Annotated in this window: 27 protein-coding genes; 16 read left to right on the top strand and 11 right to left on the bottom strand. The window is 68.2% G+C overall.

Translation table 11 applies throughout. The features are described from left to right. Positions 1 to 92: 92 nt before the first annotated feature. From IG194_RS21825 to IG194_RS21860, 8 genes are all read left to right on the top strand, one after another. On the top strand, positions 93 to 2,888 hold the full coding sequence (locus tag IG194_RS21825; protein WP_058488730.1) for a monovalent cation/H+ antiporter subunit A: 2,796 nt from the start codon (positions 93 to 95) through the stop codon (positions 2,886 to 2,888). Next, positions 2,888 to 3,220 (top strand): Na+/H+ antiporter subunit C, encoded by a 333-nt coding sequence (locus IG194_RS21830; protein ID WP_009620662.1) that lies wholly within the window; start codon positions 2,888 to 2,890, stop codon positions 3,218 to 3,220. The genes IG194_RS21825 and IG194_RS21830 overlap by 1 nt, the downstream gene beginning before the upstream one ends. Continuing rightward, positions 3,217 to 4,716, top strand: a complete 1,500-nt coding sequence (locus tag IG194_RS21835; RefSeq protein ID WP_058488731.1) for a monovalent cation/H+ antiporter subunit D — start codon at positions 3,217 to 3,219, stop codon at positions 4,714 to 4,716. Before IG194_RS21830 ends, IG194_RS21835 begins: the two co-directional genes overlap by 4 nt. Beyond that, the gene (locus IG194_RS21840) at positions 4,713 to 5,213 is read left to right on the top strand and encodes a Na+/H+ antiporter subunit E (protein WP_058488732.1); all 501 of its coding nucleotides are present in this window, start codon (positions 4,713 to 4,715) and stop codon (positions 5,211 to 5,213) included. The genes IG194_RS21835 and IG194_RS21840 overlap by 4 nt, the downstream gene beginning before the upstream one ends. After that, a complete protein-coding gene (locus tag IG194_RS21845) occupies positions 5,198 to 5,467 on the top strand; it encodes a K+/H+ antiporter subunit F (protein WP_043272521.1) in 270 nt (89 codons plus the stop codon). Before IG194_RS21840 ends, IG194_RS21845 begins: the two co-directional genes overlap by 16 nt. Beyond that, positions 5,464 to 5,793, top strand: a complete 330-nt coding sequence (locus IG194_RS21850; RefSeq protein ID WP_058488733.1) for a Na+/H+ antiporter subunit G — start codon at positions 5,464 to 5,466, stop codon at positions 5,791 to 5,793. The genes IG194_RS21845 and IG194_RS21850 overlap by 4 nt, the downstream gene beginning before the upstream one ends. A 373-nt stretch (positions 5,794 to 6,166) precedes the next feature. Next, the gene (locus tag IG194_RS21855) at positions 6,167 to 7,069 is read left to right on the top strand and encodes a DMT family transporter (RefSeq protein ID WP_058488734.1); all 903 of its coding nucleotides are present in this window, start codon (positions 6,167 to 6,169) and stop codon (positions 7,067 to 7,069) included. Positions 7,070 to 7,088: 19 nt separating this feature from the next. Then, positions 7,089 to 8,186 carry a PLP-dependent cysteine synthase family protein gene (locus IG194_RS21860; protein ID WP_009620656.1) on the top strand — a complete coding sequence of 366 codons (1,098 nt, stop codon included), beginning with the start codon at positions 7,089 to 7,091 and terminating at the stop codon, positions 8,184 to 8,186. 9 nt (positions 8,187 to 8,195) lie between these two features. On the opposite strand, the gene IG194_RS21865 is transcribed toward IG194_RS21860, so the two are convergent. After that, a complete protein-coding gene (locus tag IG194_RS21865; protein ID WP_058488735.1) occupies positions 8,196 to 8,864 on the bottom strand; it encodes a COG3650 family protein in 669 nt (222 codons plus the stop codon). A gap of 97 nt (positions 8,865 to 8,961) precedes the next feature. On the opposite strand from IG194_RS21865, the gene IG194_RS21870 reads away from it, so the two are divergent. Continuing rightward, entirely contained in the window at positions 8,962 to 9,360 is a 399-nt protein-coding gene (locus tag IG194_RS21870) for a DUF488 domain-containing protein (RefSeq protein ID WP_043272526.1), read from the top strand. A 344-nt stretch (positions 9,361 to 9,704) separates the two neighbouring features. Here the strand turns inward: IG194_RS21870 and IG194_RS21875 are convergent, their stop codons facing one another. Beyond that, positions 9,705 to 10,304: a short chain dehydrogenase gene (locus IG194_RS21875; protein WP_058488736.1), complete on the bottom strand. Its 600-nt coding sequence runs from the start codon at positions 10,302 to 10,304 to the stop codon at positions 9,705 to 9,707. A 102-nt stretch (positions 10,305 to 10,406) separates the two neighbouring features. On the opposite strand from IG194_RS21875, the gene IG194_RS21880 reads away from it, so the two are divergent. The 3 genes from IG194_RS21880 (at position 10,407) to IG194_RS21890 (ending at position 12,401) form a co-directional block, all read left to right on the top strand. Beyond that, the gene (locus IG194_RS21880; RefSeq protein ID WP_058488737.1) at positions 10,407 to 11,321 is read left to right on the top strand and encodes a LysR family transcriptional regulator; all 915 of its coding nucleotides are present in this window, start codon (positions 10,407 to 10,409) and stop codon (positions 11,319 to 11,321) included. A gap of 115 nt (positions 11,322 to 11,436) precedes the next feature. After that, entirely contained in the window at positions 11,437 to 11,919 is a 483-nt protein-coding gene (locus tag IG194_RS21885; protein WP_058070179.1) for a glycine zipper 2TM domain-containing protein, read from the top strand. Positions 11,920 to 11,942: 23 nt separating this feature from the next. Beyond that, positions 11,943 to 12,401 (top strand): hypothetical protein, encoded by a 459-nt coding sequence (locus tag IG194_RS21890; RefSeq protein ID WP_058488738.1) that lies wholly within the window; start codon positions 11,943 to 11,945, stop codon positions 12,399 to 12,401. A 13-nt stretch (positions 12,402 to 12,414) separates the two neighbouring features. Here the strand turns inward: IG194_RS21890 and IG194_RS21895 are convergent, their stop codons facing one another. Further along, complete coding sequence (locus tag IG194_RS21895; RefSeq protein WP_058488739.1) at positions 12,415 to 13,737, bottom strand: aspartate aminotransferase family protein; 1,323 nt, start codon at positions 13,735 to 13,737, stop codon at positions 12,415 to 12,417. Further along, positions 13,734 to 14,798, bottom strand: a complete 1,065-nt coding sequence (locus tag IG194_RS21900; RefSeq protein WP_058488740.1) for a phosphotransferase — start codon at positions 14,796 to 14,798, stop codon at positions 13,734 to 13,736. Before IG194_RS21900 ends, IG194_RS21895 begins: the two co-directional genes overlap by 4 nt. Positions 14,799 to 14,950: 152 nt before the next feature. Between IG194_RS21900 and IG194_RS21905 the strand changes: the two genes are divergently transcribed. Together IG194_RS21905 and IG194_RS21910 are read left to right on the top strand one after the other, a co-directional pair. Then, on the top strand, positions 14,951 to 15,685 hold the full coding sequence (locus tag IG194_RS21905; protein ID WP_009620642.1) for an SDR family NAD(P)-dependent oxidoreductase: 735 nt from the start codon (positions 14,951 to 14,953) through the stop codon (positions 15,683 to 15,685). Between the two features lie 64 nt (positions 15,686 to 15,749). Next, positions 15,750 to 16,439 carry a GntR family transcriptional regulator gene (locus IG194_RS21910; protein WP_058488741.1) on the top strand — a complete coding sequence of 230 codons (690 nt, stop codon included), beginning with the start codon at positions 15,750 to 15,752 and terminating at the stop codon, positions 16,437 to 16,439. A 525-nt stretch (positions 16,440 to 16,964) separates the two neighbouring features. On the opposite strand, the gene vapC is transcribed toward IG194_RS21910, so the two are convergent. From vapC to IG194_RS21945, 7 genes are all read right to left on the bottom strand, one after another. Next, positions 16,965 to 17,378 (bottom strand): type II toxin-antitoxin system tRNA(fMet)-specific endonuclease VapC, encoded by a 414-nt coding sequence (vapC, locus tag IG194_RS21915; RefSeq protein ID WP_058488742.1) that lies wholly within the window; start codon positions 17,376 to 17,378, stop codon positions 16,965 to 16,967. Then, the gene (vapB, locus tag IG194_RS21920; protein WP_009620639.1) at positions 17,378 to 17,608 is read right to left on the bottom strand and encodes a type II toxin-antitoxin system VapB family antitoxin; all 231 of its coding nucleotides are present in this window, start codon (positions 17,606 to 17,608) and stop codon (positions 17,378 to 17,380) included. Before vapB ends, vapC begins: the two co-directional genes overlap by 1 nt. A gap of 184 nt (positions 17,609 to 17,792) precedes the next feature. Beyond that, positions 17,793 to 18,494 (bottom strand): ATP-binding cassette domain-containing protein, encoded by a 702-nt coding sequence (locus IG194_RS21925; protein ID WP_009620638.1) that lies wholly within the window; start codon positions 18,492 to 18,494, stop codon positions 17,793 to 17,795. Positions 18,495 to 18,497: 3 nt separating this feature from the next. Further along, complete coding sequence (gene livG / locus IG194_RS21930) at positions 18,498 to 19,265, bottom strand: high-affinity branched-chain amino acid ABC transporter ATP-binding protein LivG (protein WP_009620637.1); 768 nt, start codon at positions 19,263 to 19,265, stop codon at positions 18,498 to 18,500. After that, positions 19,262 to 20,515, bottom strand: coding sequence for a high-affinity branched-chain amino acid ABC transporter permease LivM (locus tag IG194_RS21935; RefSeq protein WP_058488743.1), 1,254 nt, complete (start codon positions 20,513 to 20,515; stop codon positions 19,262 to 19,264). Before IG194_RS21935 ends, livG begins: the two co-directional genes overlap by 4 nt. After that, complete coding sequence (gene livH / locus IG194_RS21940) at positions 20,512 to 21,432, bottom strand: high-affinity branched-chain amino acid ABC transporter permease LivH (RefSeq protein ID WP_009620635.1); 921 nt, start codon at positions 21,430 to 21,432, stop codon at positions 20,512 to 20,514. The genes IG194_RS21935 and livH overlap by 4 nt, the downstream gene beginning before the upstream one ends. Positions 21,433 to 21,551: 119 nt before the next feature. Continuing rightward, the gene (locus tag IG194_RS21945) at positions 21,552 to 22,673 is read right to left on the bottom strand and encodes a branched-chain amino acid ABC transporter substrate-binding protein (protein WP_009620634.1); all 1,122 of its coding nucleotides are present in this window, start codon (positions 22,671 to 22,673) and stop codon (positions 21,552 to 21,554) included. Between the two features lie 305 nt (positions 22,674 to 22,978). Between IG194_RS21945 and IG194_RS21950 the strand changes: the two genes are divergently transcribed. Together IG194_RS21950 and IG194_RS21955 are read left to right on the top strand one after the other, a co-directional pair. Then, positions 22,979 to 23,296: a DUF2288 domain-containing protein gene (locus IG194_RS21950; protein WP_043272537.1), complete on the top strand. Its 318-nt coding sequence runs from the start codon at positions 22,979 to 22,981 to the stop codon at positions 23,294 to 23,296. Between the two features lie 65 nt (positions 23,297 to 23,361). Continuing rightward, positions 23,362 to 23,727: a DUF5064 family protein gene (locus tag IG194_RS21955; protein WP_043314178.1), complete on the top strand. Its 366-nt coding sequence runs from the start codon at positions 23,362 to 23,364 to the stop codon at positions 23,725 to 23,727. Positions 23,728 to 23,970 lie beyond the last annotated feature (243 nt).

Consider the following 23,970-nt stretch of genomic DNA (forward strand, 5'->3'; position numbering starts at 1 on the left):
TCCAAGACGCGCATTCGATAGATATGGATAATCGCCCGGTTCCATGGCTTTCCTGGTAAGTCAGCCATGTCTGAAGGATTAAGGAGAAGGTGATGATGCTGGCGCTGTTGATCGCGCTGCCTTTCCTGGGCTGTTGCCTGCCTGCGCTGTTCGAGCGCCTGGGCCGCAACGCCTGCGCCGCGGCGGCGGCCGTCGCGCCCTTGCTGGGCCTGGGGATTCTGTTCGGCCAACGCGGCGTGCTCGGCGGCGAGCGCCTGCTGGCGCGCTACGACTGGCTGCCGGAGCTGGGCCTGAACCTCAGCCTGCGCCTGGACGGCCTGGGCTTCCTGTTCGCCCTGCTGATCCTCGGCATCGGCCTGCTGGTGATCCTCTACGCCCGCTACTACCTCTCCGAGCGCGAGCCCACCGGGCGCTTCTACGGCTTCCTGCTGCTGTTCATGGGCTCCATGCTCGGCGTGGTGCTCAGCGAGAACCTGCTGCTGATGCTGGTGTTCTGGGAGCTCACCAGCCTGTCGTCGTTCCTGCTCATCGGCTTCTGGAGCCACCGCTCCGACGCCCGCCGCGGCGCGCGCATGGCCCTGGCGGTCACCGGCGGCGGGGGCCTGGCGCTGCTCGCCGGCATCCTGCTGATCGGCCAGGTGGTGGGCAGCTTCGAGCTGAGCGACGTGCTCGCCGCGCGCCAGGTGCTGCAGGCCAGCGCGCTGTTCCCGCTGATCCTGGTGCTGGTGCTGCTGGGCGTGTTCACCAAGTCGGCGCAGTTCCCCTTCCACTTCTGGCTGCCCCACGCCATGGCGGCGCCCACGCCGGTGTCGGCCTACCTGCACTCGGCGACCATGGTGAAAGCCGGCGTGTTCCTGCTGGCGCGCCTGTACCCGGCGCTGGCCGGCAACGACCTGTGGTTCTACCTGGTCGGCCTGACCGGCCTGGCGACGCTGCTGCTGGGCGCCTTCCTGGCGCTGTTCCAGAACGACCTCAAGGGCCTGCTGGCCTACTCGACCATCAGCCACCTGGGCCTGATCACCCTGCTGTTCGGCCTGGATTCGCCCATGGCCAACGTCGCGGCGATCTTCCACATCATCAACCACGCCACCTTCAAGGCCTCGCTGTTCATGGCCGCCGGCATCATCGACCACGAGACCGGCAGCCGCGACATGCGCCGCATCAACGGCCTGTGGAAGTACATGCCGCACACCGCGGTGCTGGCCATGGTGGCCTCGGCGTCCATGGCCGGGGTGCCGCTGCTCAACGGCTTCCTCAGCAAGGAGATGTTCTTCGGCGAGACCCTCTCGCAGAACATGGCCGGCGCCTTCAACTGGCTGATCCCGACCCTCGCCACCGTGGCCACGCTGTTCTCGGTGGCCTATTCGGTGCGCTTCATCCACGACGTGTTCTTCAACGGCGAGCCGGTCGACCTGCCGAAGACGCCCCACGAGCCGCCGCGCTACATGAAGGTGCCGGTGGAGGTGCTGGTGGGCCTGTGCCTGCTGGTGGGCATGGCCCCGGCCTGGACGGTGGCGCCGCTGCTGTCGGCGGCCGCCTCGGCGAGCCTGAACGGCGCGCTGCCGGCCTACAGCCTGGCGATCTGGCACGGCTTCAACGCGCCGCTGGCGATGAGCCTGATCGCCCTGGTCGGCGGCATCGCCCTGTACCTGCAGCGGCGGCCGCTGTTCGCCTGGTTCGCCGGCCTGCCGGCGGTGGATGCCAAGGCGGTGTTCGAGGCGCAGGTGCAGCGCTTGGTACGCTTCTCCAGTGGGCTCACCGGGTTGCTGGAGAACGGCTCGCTGCAACGTTACGTGCTCTGGCTGCTGCTGGCGGCCGTGGTGGTGGTCTGCGCTGGCCTGGCGGGCCTGCCTGCGCTGGCCGGCAGCCGCGCCTTCGTCGAGGTCGATGCCGTCACCGCCCTGTGCCTGGCGCTGCTGGCCCTGGCCGGGCCGCTGACCGTGGTGTTCCACCGCCAGCGCCTGGTGGCGCTGGTGCTGCTGAGCATCGCCGGGCTGCTGGTGGCCCTGGCCTTCGCCCGCTTCGCCGCGCCGGACCTGGCGCTGACGCAGCTGGCGGTGGAAGTGGTGACCATGGTGCTGCTGATGCTCGCGCTCTACTACCTGCCGCAGCGCACGCCGAAGGAAAGCAGCAGCCTGCGCGGCCTGCGCGACTTCCTGGTGGCGCTGGCCTGCGGCGTGATGGTGGCGCTGCTGGCCTACGCGGTGTTCAGCCGGCCCTACGACAGCATCGCCGGCTACTACCTGCAGCACAGCGTTTCCGGCGGCGGTGGGCACAACGTGGTGAACGTCATCCTGGTCGACTTCCGCGGCTTCGACACCCTGGGCGAGATCAGCGTGCTGGCCATCGCCGCGGTGGGCATCTTCGCCCTGCTCGACGGCCTGCGCCTGCCGCGCCGCGCCCGCGACGCCGAGGGCCTGGCCTGGTCGGCCGACGTCCACCCGCCGATCCTCGCCACCCTGGCCCGGCTGCTGCTGCCGCTGGCCCTGCTGGTGGCGGTGTTCATCTTCCTGCGCGGGCACAACCTGCCGGGCGGCGGCTTCATCGCCGGGCTGGTCACCGCGGTGGCGCTGATCCTCCAGTACATCGCCTGCGGCAGCCGCTGGGTGCGTACCCGCCTGCCGCTGAACTACTCGCGCACGGCGGGGCTGGGCGTGTTCGTCGCCGGCCTCACCGGACTGGGCAGCTGGGCCTTCGGCTATCCGTTCCTGACCTCGTCCTTCGGCCACTTCCAGCTGCCGCTGGTGGGCGAGTTCGAGCTGGCCACGGCCATGCTCTTCGACCTGGGCGTCTACCTCACCGTGGTGGGCGCGACCCTGCTGATCCTCGCCGGCCTCGGCGAACTGAACGCGCCGCCGCAGCCGGCGCCGGCCAAGGAGGCCCGCTGATGGAAGCGCTGTTCGCCATCACCCTCGGCCTGCTCACCGCCAGTGGCGTGTACCTGCTGCTGCGGGCACGCACCTTCCCGGTGGTGCTGGGCCTGACCCTGATCTCCTATGCGGTGAACCTGTTCCTCTTCGCCATGGGCCGCCTGGCCGGCGAGCCGGCGGTGCTGGGCCAGGTCGCCAACCCCGGGGACCCCATCCCCCAGGCGCTGGTGCTGACCGCCATCGTCATCGGCTTCGCCATGACCGCCTTCGTCATCGTCCTGGCCCTGCGCGGCCTGGCCGAGACCGGTGACGACCACGTCGACGGCAAGGCGCGGGAGGACGGCGAATGAATCACCTGCTGATTGCGCCAGTCCTGCTGCCGCTGTTCGCCGGCTGCCTGCTGCTGCTCGCCGGCCACGCCTCGCGCGCCGCGCGGGGCATCTCGCTGCTGGCCACCCTGGCGCTGCTGCCGACCGCCGCGTTGCTGCTGCAACAGGCCGCCGGCGGCCAGGTGCAGTTCTACGCCCTGGGCAACTGGCAGCCGCCGTTCGGCATCATCCTCGTGCTCGACCGCCTGAGCGCGCTGATGCTGCTGGCCAACGCGGTGCTGGCCAGCTTTGCCTTGCTGTACGCGCTGCGCGGCGACGACCGCCGCGGCAAGCATTTCCACGCGCTGTTCCAGTTCCAGCTGCTGGGCCTCAACGGCGCCTTCCTCACCGGCGACCTGTTCAATCTCTTCGTGTTCTTCGAGATCCTGCTGATCGCCTCCTACGCGCTGCTGCTGCACGGCGGCGGGGCAGGACGGGTGCGCGCCGGGGTGCACTACGTGGTGCTCAACCTGGTGGGCTCGGCGTTCTTCCTGATCGCCGTGGGCACGCTCTATGGCGTGACCGGCACCCTGAACATGGCCGACATGGCCGTCCGCGTAGCCCAGCTGGGCGCGGCCGACGCGCCCCTGGTGCGCGCCGCGGCGCTGCTGTTGCTGGTGGTGTTCGGCCTCAAGGCGGCGCTGCTGCCGCTGTACTTCTGGCTGCCGCGGGCCTATGCCGAAGCCAGCGCGCCGGTGGCGGCGCTGTTCTCGATCATGACCAAGGTGGGCATCTACTCGATCCTGCGGGTGTACACGCTGATCTTCGGCGACCACGCCGGCGAGCTGGCCAACCTGGCCCAGGCCTGGCTGTGGCCGCTGGCCCTGGCCGGCATCCTGGTCGGCACCTTCGGGACGTTGGCGGCCACCCGTCTGCAGGGCCTGCTGGCGTACCTGGTGGTGGTTTCCGCCGGCACCCAGCTGGCGGTGCTGGCGCTGGGTTCCGCGCAATCCCTGGCGGCGCTGCTGTTCTACCTGCTGCACAGCACCTGGGTGGTGGGCGGGTTGTTCCTGCTCGCCGACCTGATCGCCCGCCAGCGCGGCGACAAGGCCGGGCAACTGGTGCAGGGCCCGGCGCTGCTGCAGCCGCAGCTGCTGGGCGCGCTGTTCTTCGTCGGCGCCATCGCGGTGGCCGGCTTGCCGCCGTTCTCCGGCTTCTTCGCCAAGCTGCTGATCCTGCGTTCGGCCAGCGGCGGCGAGGCGCTGGCGCTGTGGGCTGTGGTGCTGGGCAGCGGCCTGCTGGTCACCGTGACCCTCAGCCGCGCCGGCAGCACGCTGTTCTGGAACACCGGGCGCAGCGTCCTCGGCAACGCCGAGCGTGACCCGCTGCGCCTGCTGGCGGCGGTGGCGCTGCTGGCTGCGGCCGTGCTCCTGGTGCTGTTCGCCAAGCCGCTGCAGGGCTACCTGCAGGCCACCGCCGAGCAGTTGCTGGACGTCGACCTGTACCGCCGGGCGATCCTGGCCGGAGGTGGCGCATGATCCGCCGCCTGCTGCCGCATCCGCTGCTCAGCCTGTGCCTGCTGCTGGGCTGGGTGTTGCTGGTCAACGACTTCTCCTTCGGCCACTGGCTGCTCGGCGCCATGCTCGGCCTGGCGCTGCCGCTGCTGTGCCGCGACATGCTGCTGGCGCCGCTGCGCATCCGCCGCCCGGGCCTGCTGCTGCGCTTCATCGGCCTGGTGCTGTACGACATCGTGGTGGCCAACCTGCAGGTCGCGCGCCTGGTGCTCGGGCCCACCGGCAAGCTGCAGCCGGGCTTCGTCGAGGTGCCGCTGGAGCTGCGCGAGGACTTGCCCATCGCCATCCTCGCCAGCGTCATCACCCTGACCCCCGGCACCGTCTCCGCCGACCTCAGCGCCGACCGCCGCAGCCTGCTGGTGCACGGCCTGGACGTGCCCGACCCGCAGGCCCTGGTAGCGGACATCAAGGCGCGCTACGAGGCGCCGCTGAAGGAGGTGTTCGAATGCTCGCCTACGTGATCCCGCTGTGCCTGGCGCTGATCGCCCTGGCCCTGCTGCTGACGGTGGCGCGCCTGGTGCGCGGGCCGAGCGCGGCCGACCGCATCCTGGCGCTGGACACCCTATCGGTGGAGGCCATCGCGCTGATCCTGCTGTACGGCCTGTGGAGCGGCAGCGGCCTGTACTTCGAGGCGGCGCTGCTGATCGCGGTGATGGGCTTCGTCAGCACCGTGGCGCTGTGCAAGTTCCTGCTGCGTGGAGACATCATCGAATGAACCTGTTCGTGGAAATCCTCGTCAGCGTGCTGTTGCTGGGCGGCAGCCTGTTCGCCCTGCTCGGCGCCGTGGGCCTGTACCGCCTGCCGGACTTCTACACGCGCCTGCACGCGCCGACCAAGGCTTCGACCCTCGGCGTGGGCGGCGTGGCGCTGGGTTCGCTGCTGTACTTCAGCACCAGCGGCAACGGCGTGAGCCTGCACGAGGTGCTGATCACCCTGTTCCTGTTCATCACCGCGCCGGTCAGCGCCCACCTGCTGGCCAAGGCCGCCATGCAGGCGCGCCTGCCGCGCACCCCGCGTACCCGCGGGGAGCCTTGGGAGTAGGGCTTCCGGCTGCGCCGGGGTGCTCTTCGTAGGATGGGTTGAGCCTTGGCGAAACCCATGCGGTTGCGCTGATGGGTATCGCTTCGCTCAACACCATCCTACGGGTCTCGTGCTTGCCGGAGGGGGTAGGAACGGACCTTGTCCGCGATAGCCGGAGGTTCCGGCGCGGTTCGCGGATGAGATCCGCCTACGCTGCCCCACCCACGCCATTCCCTGCAGGAGCGCGCCCTGCGCGCGAAATCGCGGACGGAGTCCGCGCCTACGGGCGGGAGAGACGCTGGCGCGGGCCATTACAGTTTTCCCCCGGCGCTGTGCCTGTCGGCCACCCGCGGCGCGCTTCTATACTGCGGGGATTCATTTCCTGGAGCGTCCCGTGCAGCAGTCCCGGCCCTTCGCCCTGGCATGCCTGGTCCTGGCCATGGCGCTGTGGGGCAGTTCCTTCATTGCGCTGAAACTGGCCTTCGCCGAATGGCCGGCGATGTGGGTGATCTTCGCCCGCATGGCCATCGGCAGCCTGATCTTCCTCGCCGCCTGGCGCTGGCGTGGGCGGATGGACTACCGGGCGGGCGACTGGAAGTACCTGGTGGGCCTGGCGGTGTGCGAGCCGTGCCTGTACTTCGTCTGCGAATCCTTCGCCCTGCAGTACACCAGCGCCGCCCAGGCCGGGATGATCACCGCGCTGCTGCCGTTGCTGGTGGCGGTCGGCGCCTTCCTCCTGCTGCACGAGCGCGTCGCCCGCAACACCTGGGCCGGCTTCGCCCTGGCGGTGCTCGGCGCGCTCTGGCTGACCCTCGCCGGCGAGCCCGACCAGCATGCGCCGCAGCCGCTGCTGGGCAACTTCTTCGAGCTGCTGGCGATGGTCTGCGCCACCGGCTACACCCTGCTGCTCAAGCACCTGTCGGCGCGCTACTCGCCCTTCATCCTGACCGCCATGCAGGCCTTCATCGGCTCGGTGTTCTTCCTGCCGCTGGCGGCTGTCGGCTCCGGCGTGCCGCCGGCGCCCAGCGGCCAGGGGCTGTTCGCCCTGGTCTACCTGGGCAGCGTGGTCACCGTCGGCGCCTACGGCCTGTACAACTTCGGCGTCAGCCGGCTGCCGGCGAGCCAGGCCACCGGCTTCATCAACCTGATCCCGGTGTTCACCCTGGTGTTCGCCTGGCTGCTGCTGGGCGAGCGCCTGAACGGCCAGCAGTTGCTGGCCGCCGGCCTGGTGTTCGCCGGCGTCGCCCTCAGCCAGTGGCGCAGCGCCACGCCCGCGCCCGCCGGGGTGCTCGACTGACCGAACGAGGAACCGCCCCATGTCCATCGACATCCGTGACTGGACCCGCGAAGCCATCCGCATCATCGAGGCGGACTTCCAGCGCAGCGCCGACACCCACCTGATCCCCCTGGAGGCGCCGGGCCTGCCCGGCATCGACCTGTACTTCAAGGACGAGTCCAGCCACCCCACCGGCAGCCTCAAGCACCGCCTGGCGCGCTCGCTGTTCCTCTATGCGCTGTGCAACGGCTGGCTGAAGCCGGGGGCGCCGGTGATCGAGGCTTCCAGCGGCTCCACGGCGATCTCCGAAGCCTACTTCGCGCGCCTGCTGGGGCTGCCCTTCATCGCCGTGGTGCCGGCCAGCACCTCGAAGGAGAAGATCGCCCAGATCGCCTTCTACGGCGGCCGCAGCCACCTGGTGGACGACCCCACGCAGATCTACGCCGAATCCGAGCGCCTGGCCCGCGAGAGCGGCGGGCACTTCATGGACCAGTTCACCTACGCCGAGCGCGCCACCGACTGGCGGGCGAACAACAACATCGCCGAATCGATCTTCCAGCAGCTGCGCCACGAGCGTTTCCCCGAACCGGCCTGGCTGGTCTCCAGCCCCGGCACCGGCGGCACCCTGGCCACCCTCGGGCGCTTCGCCCGCTACCGCCGGCACCAGACCCGCGTGCTCTGCGCCGACGCCGAGCGCTCGGTGTTCTTCGATGCCTACCGCACCGGCGACCGCAGCCTGACCCTGGACTGCGGCTCGCGCATCGAGGGCATCGGCCGGCCGCGGGTGGAGGCGTCCTTCCTGCCCGCGGTGCTCGACGCCATGGTCAAGGTGCCCGACGCCTGGTCGCTGGCGGCCATGCACTACCTGGCGCAGCGCCTGGGCCGGCGCGTCGGCGGCTCCAGCGGGACCAACCTGGTGGGCGCGCTGCTGGCGGCGCGGAGCATGCTCGCGCGCGGCGAATCCGGCTCGATCGTGGCGATCCTCTGCGATGGCGGCGAACGTTATGCGACCAGCTACTACGACCCGCTGTGGTTGATCCAGCAGGGCTTCCAGCTGGAGCCGCTGATCGACGCGGTGCGCGCCTGCGTGGAGCAGGGCAGCGCACTGCCGGAGGCGCTGCCGGCGCTGGGCTTGTGAGGGGCGGGCTTATTCCTGGTAGGCGGCGCCGGGGTAGGCGCAACCGCGCATGACCTTGTCGTCCAGGCGCAGCTCGGCGGTGAGGTTGTTCACCGCGCCGCTCATGCTGTTGACGCAGCGCGCCGGGGCCACCCACAGCTCCAGCTTCTCGCCGTTGGCCTCGGTGGAATAGCTGCTGCTGCCGCCGGGCACGCTTTCCACCACGTAGGGCAGCACCTGGTCCGGCTGCCCCGGGCGCTGCAGCAGCAGGCCCTGGGCGTTGACCATCACGCTCCAGCCCGGCTCGTTGCCGCCGGCCTGGACGATGGTCTGTTTGAAGTTGGGGTCGTCGCAGCCGTGGCCCTCGTTCTGCAGGCGGTACAGCGAGCGCACCTCGAACTTGCCGTCGGTGTTGCTGGCCTGGCCGCCGGAATAGGCGCCGCGGGCGTCGATGAACAGCTTGCCGGCGCCGTCGGCGAACAGGTCGCGGGACTCGCGGGCCACGGCGCTGTCGGCGCCGTCCACCAGGTTGAAGCGGCGCTGCTCGTTGCACGGCCGCAGCACCAGGCCGCCATCCTCGCGGGTGACTTCGCCCTGTACTCGCGTCGGCGCATCCAGGCGGGTGGGCTCGGGCTTCCACACCTGGCAGGCGGCGAACAGGGGCAGCAGGGCATAGAGGAAGAGGCGGGCTTGACGCATGAGATAGGGCTCCCGGAAAAATGCGCCCACGTTACCGAGCCAATGGCACCTGCTCAAGGGCTACAGTGGTAGGGACAGTCGCAAAAGGAGGCATCCGATGATTCGCTACAAGCGCGCCTACGAGGCCCCGGCCGCGGAGGACGGCTACCGGGTCCTGGTGGACCGGCTCTGGCCCAGGGGTATCAGCAAGGAAGAACTGCACATGGACGAATGGCTCAAGGACGTGGCGCCGTCCACCGAGCTGCGCCAGCGCTTCCACCACGATCCCGGCCTGTTCGAGGAATTCCGCCGCGCCTACCACGCCGAACTGGCGGCGCACCCGGAGCACTGGTGGAAGCTGCTGGGGATCGCCGGCAAGGGCGAGCTGACGCTGCTCTATGGCGCGAAGGATACCGAGCACAACAATGCGCGGGTGTTGGCGGAGTTTCTGGAGGATGAGATGGAAAGGGTGGGGGAGGGGAGTTCGCCGGTGTGTTATGCGGGGAAGAAGGAGTGAGGGGGTTGGCTTTTCGTAGGAACGAGCTTGCTCGCGAACGGAGTTATCCGGTGGCTTCGGTGTTTGGGGTTGACGCCGTCCCCTCTCCCCAACCCTCTCCCTGAAGGGAGAGGGGGCTTGTCCGTGCTGAGAGAGGGTCAGGTTTCAGCCGGTAGCTTTCGGTGTTACCGGCTAACTCCAGAACATCCGTGTCTGCCCAACGGTCCCCTCTCCCTTCAGGGAGAGGGTTAGGGAGAGGGCGCTCTTGAGGATGCGCACCGAAGTCGCCGGATAACCTCGTTCGCGAGCAAGAACTAGGCGTCCCCCTCGCTCCTACAAGTAGCAAGTAGCCACCCGCCCCCCACTCACCAAACCTTGTAGACCCGCCCCGTCTCCGCCCCTTCCACGCTCCGCGCGAACCCCAGCGCCGCGTCCGCCGCCGGCACCGGCTTGAAGCCGCGGAAGAACGGCCCGTAGCCCGCCATCGACTCCACCAGCACATTCGGACTCACCGCATTGATCCGCTGCCCGCGTGGCAGTTCGATGGCGGCACTGCGCACGAAGCCTTCCACTGCCGCGTTGACCAGGGTCGCCGAGCTGCCCTGGCGGATCGGCTCCTCGCTGAGGATGCCGGTGGTCAGGGTGAAGGATGCGCCGTCGTTGGCGTAGCGGCTGCCGATCAGCACCAGGTTGACCTGGCCCATCAGCTTGTCCTTCAGGCCGACGGCGTACTCGGCTTCGCCCATCTCGGCGAGCGGGGCGAAGTGCACCTTGCCGGTGGCGCTGACCAGGGCGTCGAAGGGGCCCACCTGCTCGAACAGGGCGCGGATCGAGGCGCTGTCGGTGATGTCCACGCGCAGGTCGCCGCTGCTGCGGCCGACGCGGACGATCTCATGGCGCTGGCCCAGTTCGCTGGCCACGGCCTGGCCGAGGGTGCCGCTGGCGCCGACGAGGATGATCTTCATGCTGACTCCGGGAGTGAGTGGGTGACGGAGCCAGTCTAGGGACGTATTTTGTTGAGATAACCGGGGTAATCGGCAACCTGGCGTTTTCGTGGGGAAACAATCATGGGCGAACTGGAAGACCTCTCGGCTTTCGCCGTGCTGCTGGAATGCGGCAGCTTCACCCGCGCCGCCGAGCGCCTGGGCTGCAGCAAGGGGCAGTTGTCCAAGCGCATCAGCGCCCTGGAGCAGGCCCTGGGCGTGACCCTGCTGCACCGCACGACGCGCAGCCTGGCGCTGACCGCCGCCGGCCAGGCCCTGCTGCCCGAGGCCCAGGCGCTCAACGCCCAGGCGGCGCGGGCGCGGCAGGCGGTGGCGCGGTTGCAGGAGGAGGCGCGTGGCACGGTGCGCATGAGCGTGCCGGTGTCCCTCGGCGAGACCTTCTTCGACGCCTGGCTGGTGGAGTTCTCCCGCAGCCACCCGGGCATCCGCCTGGAGCTGGATCTGGCCAACGAGCGCCGCGACCTGGTGGCCGAGGGCTTCGACCTGGCGATCCGCTCCGGCATCGGCGGCGACGAGCGCCTGGTGGCGCATCCGCTGTTCGCCCTGCAGGAGCTGACCTGCGCCACCCCGGCATACCTCGCCGCCCACGGCGAGCCGCAGCGGCCGGCGGACCTGGCCGGGCACAACTGCCTGCTCAACACCCACTACCCGGGCCCTGGCCCGTGGCTGTACCAGCGCCAGCACGAGCTGTTCCGCGTGGAGGTCGGCGGGGTGCTGGCGAGCAACCATTACACCCTGCTGAAGAAGGCGGCGCTGGCCGGCGTCGGCATCGCCCGGCTGCCGTCCTACATGCTCCAGGACGAACTGGCCGACGGGCGCCTGTGCTGGCTGCTGCGCGACTACCAGACGCGCAGCACGCCGGTGTTCCTGGTGCACCCGTACCAGGGCGGGCTGCCGCGGCGCACGCAACTGCTGGTGGACTACCTGCTGGCCTGGTTCGAGCGCGCCCGCCAGCGTCTGCTGCAATTGCAGGGCTGAAACCGGCTTCGTTCAGCTTCGTTCAGTGCGGGTTCAGCTGGAGTTCAGGGGGTGTTCAGTGACGAGGGAATAGGCTTTGTCCATTCCCTTAGTGACCGTCCGCGAGGACCTGAGCATGAAAACCCCGACCCCGAAAGCCTCCCGCTCCCTGCTGCTCGCCGCCTTCGTCGGCAGCGCCCTGGTGCTGTCCGGCTGTGCCTCGAACCTGTCCGGCAGCAGCTATTCCCGCGCCGATGCCCGCGCGGTGCAGAGCGTGCGCATGGGCACCATCGAATCCCTGCGCGCGGTGCAGATCGAAGGCACCAGGACGCCGATCGGCACCCTGGCCGGCGCCGCCGTCGGCGGTATCGCCGGCAGCGGTATCGGGGGTGGCCGTGGCGCCGCCATCGCCACCGTCCTCGGCGGCGTCGCCGGTGGGGCCGCCGGCTCGGCGCTGGAAGAAGGCCTGACGCGTACCCAGGGCGTGGAAATCGTGGTCCGCGAGGACGACGGCATGTCCCGCGCCTACGTCCAGGCTGTGGATGCCGGCCAGCGCTTCCGCGTTGGCGACCGCGTTCGCATCATGAGCGTCAACGGCGCCAGCCGCGTGACGCTCTGAGCCGCCGTGCAGGAGGCACAGTCATGAACAAGGCGCTGATCCTGCTGGCGGCGTTGCTGCTGGCGCCCGCTGCCTGGGCCGGCGAGGGCGATTCCTGGTACCTGCAGACCAGCGTGTTCACCCGGCACTGGAACCACGACCCGCAACACAACAACCACCAGGATCTGATCGGTGTCGAGCGCAACCGCGACGATGGCTGGGTGTGGGGCGGCGCGACCTTCCGCAATTCGTTCCGCCAGCGCTCCAACTACGTCTACGCCGGCAAGCGTTTCGACCTGGACGACTCGCCGTTCTACTTCAAGGTTACCGGCGGCGTCATCCAGGGCTACCGCGGCGAGTACCGCGACAAGATCCCGCTCAACCGCTACGGCGTGGCGCCGGCCGTCATTCCCTCGGTCGGCGCCCAGGTCGGCCGCTTCGCCAGCGAGTTCGTGGTGCTGGGCAACTCGGCCGGGATGATCAACCTGGGCGTGCACCTGTAGCGGCGCACCCCGCTCAGCCGGCGGTTTCGGCCAGGGCGGCGTCCAGGGTATCGATCAGCAGGTCGGCGTGTTCCTGTTCGAAGGCCAGCAGCGGGCGGATCTTGAGGATGTTCTCCTGCGGCCCGGCGGCGCTGATCAGCACGCCGCGCTCGCGCATGGCGTTGACCACCCGGCGCGTCTGCGCGGCGGCCGGGGCCTTGCTGGCGCGGTCGGCGACCAGCTCCACGCCGAGGAACATCCCGGCGCCGCGCACGTCGCCGATCAGTTCGTGGCGCCGGGCCAGGCGCTGGAAGCCTTCGCGCAGGTAGTTGCCGAGCCGTTCCGAGCGTTGCTGCAGGCCTTCGTCGCGGATCACGTCGAGCACCGCCTGGCCGGCGGCGCAGCTCACCGGGTTGCCGCCGAAGGTGTTGAAGTAGCGCACGCTGCGGCCGAAGCTTTCCAGCACCTCGGGGCGCGCCACCACGCCGGCGATGGGCTGGCCGTTGCCCATGGGCTTGCCCAGGGTGACCAGGTCCGGCTGCACGCCGTGGCGCTGGAAGCCCCACATGCGTTCGCCGGTGCGGGCGAAGCCGCTCTGCACTTCGTCGGCGATGTAGAGCAGGCCTTCGCTGCGGGCCACGGCCACCGCCTCGGCGAGGACGCCGATGGGGCCTGCGAACACGCCGTCGCTGGCGAAGATGCCATCCACCAGCAGCGCGGCGGGCTCGATGCCGTTGGCGCGCAGCTCGGCGATGGCGGCGCGCACGTCCTCGGCGAGCAGGCGGGCGACGTTCTCCGCGCCCAGGCGGTAGGCGTCCGGCGCGCGCACGGTGCGCGCGTGGGCGGGCAGGGTGATGCCGCTGCCCAATGCCGGCGAGAGTTCGGAAATGTCGCCGGTGACGCCGTGGTAGGCGAAGCGGGTGACGATCACCCCGCTGCCGCCGGTGTGGTGGCGGGCGATGCGCAGGGCCAGGTCGTTGGCCTCGCTGCCGGTGCAGGTGAACATCACCTGGCCGAGTTCGGCAGGGAAGGTGGACAGCAGGTCCTCGGCGTAGTCGAGGATGCCTTCCTGCAGGTAGCGCGTGTGGGTGTTCAGCAGCGCCGCCTGGCGGGCGATGGCCTCGACCACCCGCGGGTGGCAGTGGCCGACCGAGGCGACGTTGTTGTAGGCGTCGAGGTAGCGCCGGCCCTGCTCGTCGTAGAGCCACACGCCCTCGCCGCGCACCGTGTGCAGCGGGCGCTCGTAGAACAGCCGGTAGGCCGGGCCGAGCAGGCGCTCGCGGCGCTCGATCAGGCTGCGTTCCTTGTCGCTCAGGCGCTCGGCGTCGGCCGGGCTGTAGCCATTGGTCATGGTCATGCGGGGGACTCCTCGTGGCAGGCGCGGGCGATGCGTTCGCGCGCCTCGGATCGGGACAGCCCGGCCAGGCCCTGCAGGCTGGCGCGGGCCTGGCGGGCGTTGCGCAGGATGTAGTCGCGGTTCTCCGGGTGCAGGCTGGCGCGCCAGGCGGTGATGCCCAGGGTGAGCACCAGGCGGGTGGCCATGAGGTCGCAGAGGATGTCCTGCTCGGCTTCCAGCAGCGGGTTGCGCGCGTGATAGGCGGCGATGAATTCCAGGGCCGGGGCCAGCACGTCGCCCTCGCTGCCCAGCTGGTAGGCGGCGGCCACGCCGAGGTCGTTGACCAGCGGGGCATGGACCATGTCGCCGAAGTCGAGGATGTTGCGCAGCCGCTCGGGGTGCGCGGCGTCGACTATCACGTTGTGCGGGTTGAGATCGTTGTGGATCACCTGGGCGCGCAGCGTCGGCAGGCGCGGCAGGGCGTGTTCCTCGAAGTTGTCCAGGGCGCGCTCGACCAGGGCGCGCAGCTCGCCGTCGTCGATGTGCCGCAGCAGCGGGCGCAGGCGCTGGGCGTGCTGCAGGTCCCAGAGCAGTTCGTGGCCGGAGGCCGGGTGCTGGTAGCCGTGCAGGGCCAGGTCCAGGCGCGCCAGGGCTTCGCCCAGGTTGCGCCGCAGCGCCGTCGAGCGCTGGGGCACGCGGTGCAGCGGCAGGCCTTCGACGAAGGACATCAGCCGCGCCAGCATGTGCTGGCCGTCCACTTCCACCCAGGTCTGGTACTGGCCGTCGAGGGCCGGATAGACGCGCTGCACCGGCAGGTCCGGGTCGGCCTGCTGGACGCGCAGCAGGGCACGGTTGTGGAAGTCCACCACCTGCGGGTCCTCCAGCGGGTGGGACAGCTTGAGCAGGCGGCTGGCGCTGTCGTGGGCGCCGATCTGGAAGTTCAGGTCGCGCTCCCCGGCCAGGCGTTGCAGCGGGCCTTCCAGGCCGAAGCAGTCGCGGGCGATGGCCGCGGCCTGGTCCGGCGTGACCTGGGCGGGCGCGGCTTCCAGCAGGGGATCGTGGGCGAGGGCGGTCAGCGGCATGCGCGGGGGCTCCGGTTCTTGTCGTGCTTGTCGTTCTTGTGGGGCTGGCGGCCATTAAAGCATAAAGAAAATATGATGCATCATATTTTATTCGGCGGTCGATTGCGTCATCATCGAACGCACTCCGCAAGCCCGAATGGATGGACACGCACATGAGCGAACCCAGGACCCTGCTGCTCACCGGCGCCAGCCGCGGCATCGGCCACGCCACCGTGAAGCACTTCAACGCCGCCGGCTGGCGCGTGTTCACCGCCTCGCGCCAGGACTGGGTGGCCGAATGCCCCTGGGCCGAGGGGCTGCTCAACCACATCCACCTGGACCTCGAGGACATCGCCAGCGTCGAGGCCGCCCTGCCAGCCATCCGCGAGAAGCTCGGCGGTCGCCTGGACGCCCTGGTGAACAACGCCGGCATTTCGCCCAAGGGCCCGGAAGGCCAGCGCATGGGCGTGCTGGAGAGCGACTACGGCACCTGGCTGAAGGTGTTCAACGTCAACCTGTTCTCCACCGCGCTGCTGGCCCGCGGCCTGTTCGAGGAGCTGAAGGCGGCCCAGGGCAGCATCATCAACGTCACCTCCATCGCCGGCTCGCGGGTGCACCCCTTCGCCGGCGTCGCCTACGCCTCGTCCAAGGCCGCGCTGGCGGCGCTGACCCGCGAGATGGCCTACGACTTCGGCCGCCACGGCGTGCGGGTGAACGCCATTGCGCCGGGGGAAATCGATACCTCGATCCTGTCGTCGGGCACCGAACTGATCGTCGAGCGCGACATCCCCATGCACCGCCTGGGCAAGCCGGAGGAGGTCGCCTCGCTGATCCACTTCCTGTGCACTCAGGGGGCTTCGTACGTGAACGGCGCGGAAATCCACGTCAATGGCGGCCAGCACGTCTGAGCGGGTGGCTGGCAATTCGCCGGCGACCGCCGCATCATCGCGCCCGGAATAGCACGAGGAGCCCATGAACTATCCCATCGACGGCCTCAACCACGCCTACCTGGGCAGCGGCGTCTACGCGTTGCTGCGCGAGGCGCTGATCACCGGACGCTTCCAGCCCGACGACCGCCTGCGCATCCGCGACCTGGCGCAGCAACTGGGCACCAGCGTGACGCCGGTGCGCGACGCCATCCTGCAACTGGCCAAGGAGCAGGCCCTGGTGCTGCGCACGCCAAGGGACATCCGCGTGCCGGTGCTGAGCCGCGAGCAGTACCTGGAAATCCGCAGCATCCGCGTGGCCCTGGAGGGCCTGGCCGCCGAGACCGCGGCCGGCCGCGTCACGCCCGCGCAACTGGCGATGCTGGAGAAGAACATCCGCGACAACCTCGCGGCCATCCATGCCGACGACCTGGTGGCGGCGCTCAAGCTCAACCAGGCCTTCCACTTCGCCCTCGCCGAGATCGCCGGCATGCCGCTGCTCAGGGGCTTCCTCGACAGCCTGTGGATGCGCACCGGGCCGCTGATCGCGCGGACCTACGGCAGCTTCAACGAACGCATGGCGGTGGAACACCACTGGGAAGTGCTGCATGCGCTGCAGAAAGGCGATGGCGCGGCAGCCCGCGCGGCCATCTGCGCCGACCTCACCGACGGCAGCCAGAAGATGCTGGAGTTCCTCGCCCAGCGCGAAGAGGACGAGGCGCGGGCGGCGGGGTGAATCCCCCATGGGAATGGCGCGGGTGGGGCAGCGTAGGAGCGGATCTCATCCGCGAACCGCGCCGGTGGGTCCGGCTATCGCGGACAAGGTCCGCTCCTACGACCGTGCATCCCTTGCGGCTATCCGCCATGCCAATGTAGGAGCGGGCCCTGCCCGCGATTTCGCGCGCAGGGCGCGCTCCTACTCGCGAACGGTGTTTACCGGCGGCAACTGTGTTTCGGATTGACTCCGCTCCCTCTCCCCAACCCTCTCCCGCAAGCGGGAGAGGGGGCTGTCCGTGCGACCGGGGAGGGAGGTTTCATCCTGCCGTTTTCGCAGCTCCGCAGAGGGCGCAGTCGTAGGATGGGTTGAGCGAAGCGATACCCATCGCCATGCATGGCCGCGCGCCGGCCTTTTCGGTCATGCCATTCCAATGTAGGAGCGCGCCCTGCGCGCGATTCGCAGGCAGGGCCTGCTCCTACGCTACAGGCGTGCACGGCTTTTCGTAGGAGCGAGCTTGCTCGCGAACAGATTCCGCAGCGGCACCTAAGGCGATGGGGCTACGGTCCAGTCCTCCAGGCGCAGCCCCGGCACTCGCTCGAATTCGCGCAGGTTGTTGCTGACCAGGATCAGCCCGCGGGAACGGGCGTGCCCGGCGATCATCTGGTCGTAGGGGTCGATGGGCTTGCCGATTCGCGCCAGCTCGGCGCGCAGTTGCCCGGTGTGGGCCGCCGCGTTGCCGTCGTAGTCGAGCACTTCCAGGCGTGCGGCGAAGCCTTCGACGATGCCCAGGTTGTGTTCCGGCATGGAGGACTTCTCGGCGCCGTATATCAGTTCCATCAGCGTCACCGAACTGATCGCCAACTGCCCATGGTGCTGGTTGAAGGCCTCGCGAACGACTTGCGGCTTGTTCTTGATGGTGAAGATGCAGATGTTGGTATCGAGCATGAACTTCAGCATCAGAACCCCTCGCGTTCCTGTTCCGCCGGTTGCTCGCGCTCGCTCATGAAGTCGGCGCTGACGTTCTCGCCGTCGAACCAGCTGTCCCAGCTCTCCCCGGCCGGGGTGAGGATGCGGGTTCGGCCGATGGCCACGACGTCTACGCGCTTCACGTCTTCAGGCAGCGCGACGGCCTTGGGCAGGCGCACGGCCTGGCTGCGGTTGCTCTGGAATACGGCGCCTTGTTCCATGCTCGGCCTCCGAGAAGGGGAGGTTCCATGGTAAGGCGAACTTGGGATATGTCAACGGGATATACCAGGCTTCAATCGTAGGATGGGTTGAGCGAAGCGATACCCATCGCCAGGGCTCGACCCATCCTGCGAAGAACCAAAGAAAAACGGCCCCGAAGGGCCGTTTTCTCTTGCCGCAAGAGGCTCAACCCCCCAGGTAGGCGTCGCGTACCTTGGGGTTGACCAGCAGGTTGGCGCCGGTGTCCTGCATCACGATGTGGCCGTTCTCCAGCACGTAGCCGCGGTCGGCGAGCTTCAGCGCCTGGTTGGCGTTCTGCTCGACGAGGAAGACGGTCACGCCTTCGCTGCGCAGCTGTTCGATGATGTCGAAGATCTGCTGGATGATGATCGGCGCCAGGCCCAGGGACGGTTCGTCGAGCAGCAGCAGCTTGGGCTTGCTCATCAGCGCGCGGCCGATGGCGAGCATCTGCTGCTCGCCGCCGGACATGGTGCCGCCGCGCTGGCTGAAGCGTTCCTTCAGGCGCGGGAACAGGCCCAGGACGCGGTCCATCTGCTCCTGGTAGTCGCCCTTGCTGGTGAAGAAGCCGCCCATGGCCAGGTTTTCCTCGACGGTCAGGCGGGCGAACACCCGGCGGCCTTCGGGGACCACCGCGATGCTCTTGCGCATGATGTGCGAAGACTCCTGGCCGACCAGTTCCTCGCCGAGGTACTTGATGCTGCCGGAGGCCGCCCGCGGCGAGCCGCAGAGGGTCATCAGCAGGGTCGACTTGCCGGCGCCGTTGGCGCCGATCAGGGTGACGATCTCGCCCTGCTGCACTTCCAGGCTGACCTCGTGCAGGGCCTGGATCTTGCCGTAGAAGGTGGAGACCTTGTCGAACTTCAGCATGGCTCAGGCCTCCCCCAGATAGGCTTTGATCACGTCCGGGTTGTCGCGGATCTGCTCCGGGGTACCGTCGGCCAGGGGCGTGCCCTGGTTGATCACGTAGATGTGGTCGGAAATGCTCATCACCAGCTTCATGTCGTGCTCGATCAGCAGCACGGTCACGCCGTGCTCGGCGCGCAGCATGGCGATCAGCGCCTTGAGGTCCTCGGTCTCGCGCGGGTTGAGGCCGGCGGCCGGCTCGTCGAGCATGAGGATCTGTGGGCGCGTCATCATGCAGCGGGCGATCTCCAGGCGGCGCTGCTGGCCGTAGGCCAGGGTGCCGGCCGGGCGGTTGGCGACGTCCTTGAGGTTGACCACTTCCAGCCAGTGCGCCGCGTAGTCCAGCGCCTCGGCCTCGGCGCGGCGGAACCCGGGAGTCTTCAGCAGGCCGGCGAAGAAGTTGGTGTTGATGTGCCGGTGCTGGGCCACCAGCAGGTTCTCCACCGCGGTCATTTCCTTGAACAGGCGGACGTTCTGGAAGGTACGCACCACGCCGCGGTGGGCGATCTTGTGGCCCGGCAGGCCCTGGATCGGCTCGCCGCGCAGCAGGATCTGCCCGCCGGTGGGCTGGTAGAAGCCGGTCAGGCAGTTGAACACGGTGGTCTTGCCGGCGCCGTTGGGGCCGATCATCGAGACCACCTGCTTTTCCTCGACCTTGAGCGCGACGCCGTTGACGGCCAGCAGGCCGCCGAAGCGCATGGTCAGGCCGGATACTTCAAGAATCGGTCGACTCATTTACGCAACTCCAGGTGCGGGCGCTGCATCGGCAGCAGGCCCTGCGGACGCCAGATCATCATCAGCACCATGATGGCGCCGAACATCAACATGCGGTATTCGCTGAACTCGCGCATCAGCTCGGGCAGCAGGATCATCACCACGGCGGCGAGGATCACGCCCAGCTGCGAGCCCATGCCGCCGAGGACGACGATGGCGAGGATGGTGGCCGACTCGATGAAGGTGAACGACTCCGGGGTCACCAGGCCCTGGCGCGCGGCGAAGAAGCTGCCGGCGAAGCCGGCGAAGCAGGCGCCGAGGGTGAAAGCGGAGAGCTTGATGATGGTCGGGTTCAGGCCCAGCGCGCGACAGGCGATCTCGTCTTCGCGCAGCGCTTCCCAGGCGCGGCCCAGGGGCATGCGCAGCAGGCGGTTGATGACGAACAGCACCAGCAGCACCAGCAGCAGCGCCACCAGGTAGAGGAACACGACCTTGTAGTTGGAGTTGTAGGCGATGCCGAAGAACTCGTGGAAGGTCTGCATGCCCTCGGGGGCGCGGCGCTCGAAGGTCAGGCCGAGCAGGGTGGGCTTCTCGATGCTGCTGATGCCGTTGGGGCCGCCGGTCAGGCCGGTGAGGTTGCGCAGCAGCACGCGGATGATCTCGCCGAAGCCCAGGGTCACGATCGCCAGGTAGTCGCCGCGCAGGCGCAGCACCGGGAAACCGAGCAGGAAGCCGAACAGCGCGGCCATCGCCCCGGCGATCGGCAGGCAGGTCCAGAAGCCCAGGCCGTAGTAGTGCGAGAGCAGCGCGTAGCTGTAGGCGCCCACGGCGTAGAAGCCGACGTAGCCCAGGTCGAGCAGGCCGGCGAGGCCCACCACGATGTTCAGGCCCAGGCCCAGCAGCACGTAGATCAGCACCAGGGTGGCGATGTCCACCGCCCCGCGCGAGCCCCAGAAGGGCCAGGCCAGGGCGACCAGGATCATCACGATGATCACCTTGCGCTGCACCGAAGGCTGCGTCAGCGAGCGGTACAGGAAGTTGTTCTCGCCCATGTGCAGGGTACGGCCACGGCTGAAGCTGAAGCGGTCGCGCACCAGTTGCCAGACGAACATGGCCACGGCGCACGCGGCGATGGTCCACAGGGTGCTGGGGCTGACGCCTTCCAGCTGCAGGCCGATGCCGATGACGCTGAGTTTCAGGCCGAGGATCGGGTAGGCCACCGCCAGCACCAGCAGGGCGCTGAAGAAAGCCGTCTTGAGTCGCTTGTTCATACCTTCTCCACCTCCGGACGACCGAGCAGACCGGTGGGGCGGAACAGCAGCACCAGGACCAGCAGGCTGAAGGCCACTACGTCCTTGTACTGGTCGCCGAACACGTCGGCGCCGAAGGCTTCGGCGACGCCCAGCACCAGGCCGCCGAGCATGGCGCCCGGGATGCTGCCGATGCCACCGAGCACCGCGGCGGTGAAGGCCTTGATGCCGGCGAGGAAGCCGATGTTCGGGTTGATCACGCCGTACTGCAGGCCCAGCAGCACCGCGGCCACGGCGGCCAGGGTGGCGCCGATGACGAAGGTCAGGGCGATGATGTTGTTGGTATTGATCCCCAGCAGGTTGGCCATCTTGATGTCCTCGGCGCAGGCGCGGCAGGCGCGGCCCAGGCGGGAACGGGAGATGAACAGGCTGAGGCCGTACATGGCCAGCAGGGTGACGATGAAGATCAGCACCTGCATGTACGAGACGGTCACCCCGTAGGTGGGATCGCCGAAGACGAAGTTCCCCGGCAGCAGGTTGGGGATGGCCTTGTCCTTGGAGTCCTGGGCGAGCAGGACCTCGTTCTGCAGGAAGATCGACATGCCGATGGCCGAGATCAGCGGGATCAGCCGGTTGCTGCCGCGCAGCGGGCGGTAGGCGATCCGTTCGATGCTGTAGCCATAGGCGCTGGTGACGATGATGGCGGCGGCGAAGGTGCAGAAGATGACGATCGGCAGGCTGACGATCCCCATCATGGCCAGGCCGGTGATCACGATGAAGGCTACGTACGAGCCGATCATGTAGACCTCGCCATGGGCGAAGTTGATCATGCCGATGATGCCGTAGACCATGGTGTAGCCGATGGCGATCAGGGCATAGGTGCTGCCAACGGTAAGGCCGTTGACCAGCTGTTGCAGGTAGTGATAGAGCTCAGGCATCACCTAACTCCTCGGGCGTCGCGTGAAGCGGCGCTTGTGGCGCGACGGACCCCCGGAATACGCGGAATAAACAAAGCCCACTGCGGGCGCAGTGGGCTCTGGACCTCAGGCGGCGGACCTTATTTGACTTCGGTCTTGGTGCCGTCCTTGTGCCACTGGTAGACCACGAAGTTGAAGTTCTTCAGGTCGCCCTTCTCGTCGAAGGCCAGGGCGCCGGTGGGCGTGTCGAAGGTGTTGCTGCGCAGGGCGGCGGCGACCTTTTCGGTATCCTCGCTGCCGGCTTTCTTGATGCCGTCGGCGATGACCTGCACGGCGGCGTAGGCCGGGAACACGAACGGGCCGCTCGGGTCCTGGTTCTTGGCCTTGAAGGCGGCGACCAGGGCCTGGTTCTTCGGATCCTGGTCGAAGGACTTCGGCAGGGTCACGTACAGGCCTTCGGAAGCCGGGCCTGCGATGGCGGAGATTTCCTTGTTGCCGACGCCTTCCGGGCCCATGAAGCCGACTTTCAGGCCTTTCTCGGAAGTCTGGCGCAGCAGCAGGCCCAGTTCCGGGTGGTAGCCGCCGTAGTAGACGAAGTCGACCTTGGCCTGCTTGAGCTTGGCGATCAGCGAGGAGAAGTCCTTGTCGCCGGCGTTGATGCCTTCGAACAGGGCGACTTTCACGCCGGCGTCTTCCAGGGTCTTCTTGACCGCGGTGGCGATGCCTTCGCCGTACTGCTGCTTGTCGTGGATGACCGCGACGATCTTCGGCTTGACGTGCTCGGCGATGAACTTGCCGGCGGTCGGGCCCTGCATGTTGTCCAGGCCGATGGTGCGGAAGATCAGCTTGTAGCCGCGGCTGGTGATGTCCGGGCTGGTGGAGGCCGGGGAAATCATCAGGACGCCTTCGTCCTCGTAGATGTCCGAGGCCGGCTGAGTGGAGCTGGAGCACAGGTGGCCGACGACGAACTTGACGCCGTCGTTGACGATCTTGTTGGCGACCGCCACGGCCTGCTTCGGATCGCAGGCGTCATCGTAGACCACGCCTTCGAGCTGCTTGCCGTCGACGCCGCCGGCCTTGTTGATCTGTTCGATGGCCATCTTGGCGCCGACGAACTCCATCTCCCCGTACTGGGCGACCGCACCGGTCACCGGACCGGCCAGGGCGATCTTGATGGTATCGGCGGCCATCGAATAGCTGGCGACGCCGGCCAGGGCCATGGCGGTCAACAGTTTGGAAAGACGTTGGGTACCCTTTTTCATAATGCTCCACTCTTTCTTGTGTTTTCGTTCTTGTGGTTCGTGGCCGCGGTTCGACGGGCTTTGCGCCCGGGGGAAGCCGCCGGCAACTGTACCGGTACAGTGTAGAGTGCCGCTTCGCCGCTTGAAAAGCCGCTGGCGGCGGGGCGTTTCGCCCCATGTCGCAAAGACGAAACAAACGTATAGAAAAACGGCGTTGTGCCAGTAGCCCTCCTTTGGTCACATCCACCCCCCGCGCAACTCCCGGGAAACTTGCCTGGCGACGACCGGGCGGTATCATGGCGCCGCCTGATTTCCCGGTGAGTACCATGACTGAACAAACTAGCACCCTCTATGCCAAGCTGCTCGGCGAGACCGCGATGATTTCCTGGCAGGAGCTGCAGCCGTTCTTCGCCCGCGGCGCCCTGCTGCAGGTGGGCGAGGCCGTCGACCTGGTGGAGGCCGCGCAGGCCGTGGCCGAGGACGACCGCCAGAAGGTCGCCGCCTGGCTGGCCAGCGGCGACCTGGCGCGGGTCGACGAGGCCCGCGCCCGCGACTTCCTGGAGCGCGACCCGCAGCTGTGGGCGGTGGTGGTGGCGCCCTGGGTGCTGGTTCAGGAACGTGCGGAAAAAAACACGCTGCATTGACCCGGGGCGGCTTGCGTTGCCCGCAGGCGAGCTAGACTTGCGGGACCACTGCAAGGAGTCACGTCATGTTCGAGCCTGGTCACCTGCATCTCCACGCCCTGCCGGGCCTTGACCAGCAGGCGCTGGATATCAACCTGTACTACGAGATTCGCCACGACGCCGAGAAGGGCGCCTACGTCCACTTCACCATGGACGGCAGCATCGACGGCAATGCCTTCAAGGAAGAGTTCGACATGCCCAAGGACCAGGCCTTCAACTTCGCCAGCGATGCCACCCGCATTGCGCAGAAGCACGGTCTGCACCCGCGCTTCGGGCCGATCGTGCGTATCCACAAGGAATACGATGCGATGTTCGAGGACATCCGCGTCAAGCTGGGGACCCATCCGGGGGATCCGGTGGACCTGGACAAGGTGCTCCATGGCGGCGAGTGAGCCGCGATACGAAGAAGCCCGGCATGTGCCGGGCTTTTTCATGGGCGCGAAACCGCTGGGTTGCCACCGGGGCTGGCTGACGATGTGCCCACCGCCGAACCACCGGTAGCCGCGGACGGCGTCTCCCGCAAGGCGCAGGAGAAACACCGTCGTAGGATGGTGTTGAGCGAAGCGATACCCATCACCGCAACCGCATGGGTTTCGCAAGCTCAACACCATCCTACGAAAAGCCATGCTCGTTCA

The sequence above is a fragment of the Pseudomonas sp. ADPe genome (genome assembly GCF_014843515.1).
GTDB lineage: Bacteria > Pseudomonadota > Gammaproteobacteria > Pseudomonadales > Pseudomonadaceae > Pseudomonas > Pseudomonas citronellolis.

Excerpts from the sequence above, each read along its gene's own strand:
- IG194_RS21825 (WP_058488730.1), top strand. The coding sequence starts at position 93 with ATGATGCTGGCGCTGTTGATCGCGCTGCCTTTCCTGGGCTGTTGCCTG.
- IG194_RS21830 (WP_009620662.1), top strand. The coding sequence starts at position 2,888 with ATGGAAGCGCTGTTCGCCATCACCCTCGGCCTGCTCACCGCCAGTGGC.
- IG194_RS21835 (WP_058488731.1), top strand. The coding sequence starts at position 3,217 with ATGAATCACCTGCTGATTGCGCCAGTCCTGCTGCCGCTGTTCGCCGGC.
- IG194_RS21840 (WP_058488732.1), top strand. The coding sequence starts at position 4,713 with ATGATCCGCCGCCTGCTGCCGCATCCGCTGCTCAGCCTGTGCCTGCTG.
- IG194_RS21845 (WP_043272521.1), top strand. The coding sequence starts at position 5,198 with ATGCTCGCCTACGTGATCCCGCTGTGCCTGGCGCTGATCGCCCTGGCC.
- IG194_RS21850 (WP_058488733.1), top strand. The coding sequence starts at position 5,464 with ATGAACCTGTTCGTGGAAATCCTCGTCAGCGTGCTGTTGCTGGGCGGC.
- IG194_RS21860 (WP_009620656.1), top strand. The coding sequence starts at position 7,089 with ATGTCCATCGACATCCGTGACTGGACCCGCGAAGCCATCCGCATCATC.
- IG194_RS21865 (WP_058488735.1), bottom strand. The coding sequence starts at position 8,864 with ATGCGTCAAGCCCGCCTCTTCCTCTATGCCCTGCTGCCCCTGTTCGCC.
- IG194_RS21870 (WP_043272526.1), top strand. The coding sequence starts at position 8,962 with ATGATTCGCTACAAGCGCGCCTACGAGGCCCCGGCCGCGGAGGACGGC.
- IG194_RS21875 (WP_058488736.1), bottom strand. The coding sequence starts at position 10,304 with ATGAAGATCATCCTCGTCGGCGCCAGCGGCACCCTCGGCCAGGCCGTG.
- IG194_RS21880 (WP_058488737.1), top strand. The coding sequence starts at position 10,407 with ATGGGCGAACTGGAAGACCTCTCGGCTTTCGCCGTGCTGCTGGAATGC.
- IG194_RS21885 (WP_058070179.1), top strand. The coding sequence starts at position 11,437 with ATGAAAACCCCGACCCCGAAAGCCTCCCGCTCCCTGCTGCTCGCCGCC.
- IG194_RS21890 (WP_058488738.1), top strand. The coding sequence starts at position 11,943 with ATGAACAAGGCGCTGATCCTGCTGGCGGCGTTGCTGCTGGCGCCCGCT.
- IG194_RS21895 (WP_058488739.1), bottom strand. The coding sequence starts at position 13,737 with ATGACCATGACCAATGGCTACAGCCCGGCCGACGCCGAGCGCCTGAGC.
- IG194_RS21900 (WP_058488740.1), bottom strand. The coding sequence starts at position 14,798 with ATGCCGCTGACCGCCCTCGCCCACGATCCCCTGCTGGAAGCCGCGCCC.
- IG194_RS21905 (WP_009620642.1), top strand. The coding sequence starts at position 14,951 with ATGAGCGAACCCAGGACCCTGCTGCTCACCGGCGCCAGCCGCGGCATC.
- IG194_RS21910 (WP_058488741.1), top strand. The coding sequence starts at position 15,750 with ATGAACTATCCCATCGACGGCCTCAACCACGCCTACCTGGGCAGCGGC.
- vapC (WP_058488742.1), bottom strand. The coding sequence starts at position 17,378 with ATGCTGAAGTTCATGCTCGATACCAACATCTGCATCTTCACCATCAAG.
- vapB (WP_009620639.1), bottom strand. The coding sequence starts at position 17,608 with ATGGAACAAGGCGCCGTATTCCAGAGCAACCGCAGCCAGGCCGTGCGC.
- IG194_RS21925 (WP_009620638.1), bottom strand. The coding sequence starts at position 18,494 with ATGCTGAAGTTCGACAAGGTCTCCACCTTCTACGGCAAGATCCAGGCC.
- livG (WP_009620637.1), bottom strand. The coding sequence starts at position 19,265 with ATGAGTCGACCGATTCTTGAAGTATCCGGCCTGACCATGCGCTTCGGC.
- IG194_RS21935 (WP_058488743.1), bottom strand. The coding sequence starts at position 20,515 with ATGAACAAGCGACTCAAGACGGCTTTCTTCAGCGCCCTGCTGGTGCTG.
- livH (WP_009620635.1), bottom strand. The coding sequence starts at position 21,432 with ATGCCTGAGCTCTATCACTACCTGCAACAGCTGGTCAACGGCCTTACC.
- IG194_RS21945 (WP_009620634.1), bottom strand. The coding sequence starts at position 22,673 with ATGAAAAAGGGTACCCAACGTCTTTCCAAACTGTTGACCGCCATGGCC.
- IG194_RS21950 (WP_043272537.1), top strand. The coding sequence starts at position 22,979 with ATGACTGAACAAACTAGCACCCTCTATGCCAAGCTGCTCGGCGAGACC.
- IG194_RS21955 (WP_043314178.1), top strand. The coding sequence starts at position 23,362 with ATGTTCGAGCCTGGTCACCTGCATCTCCACGCCCTGCCGGGCCTTGAC.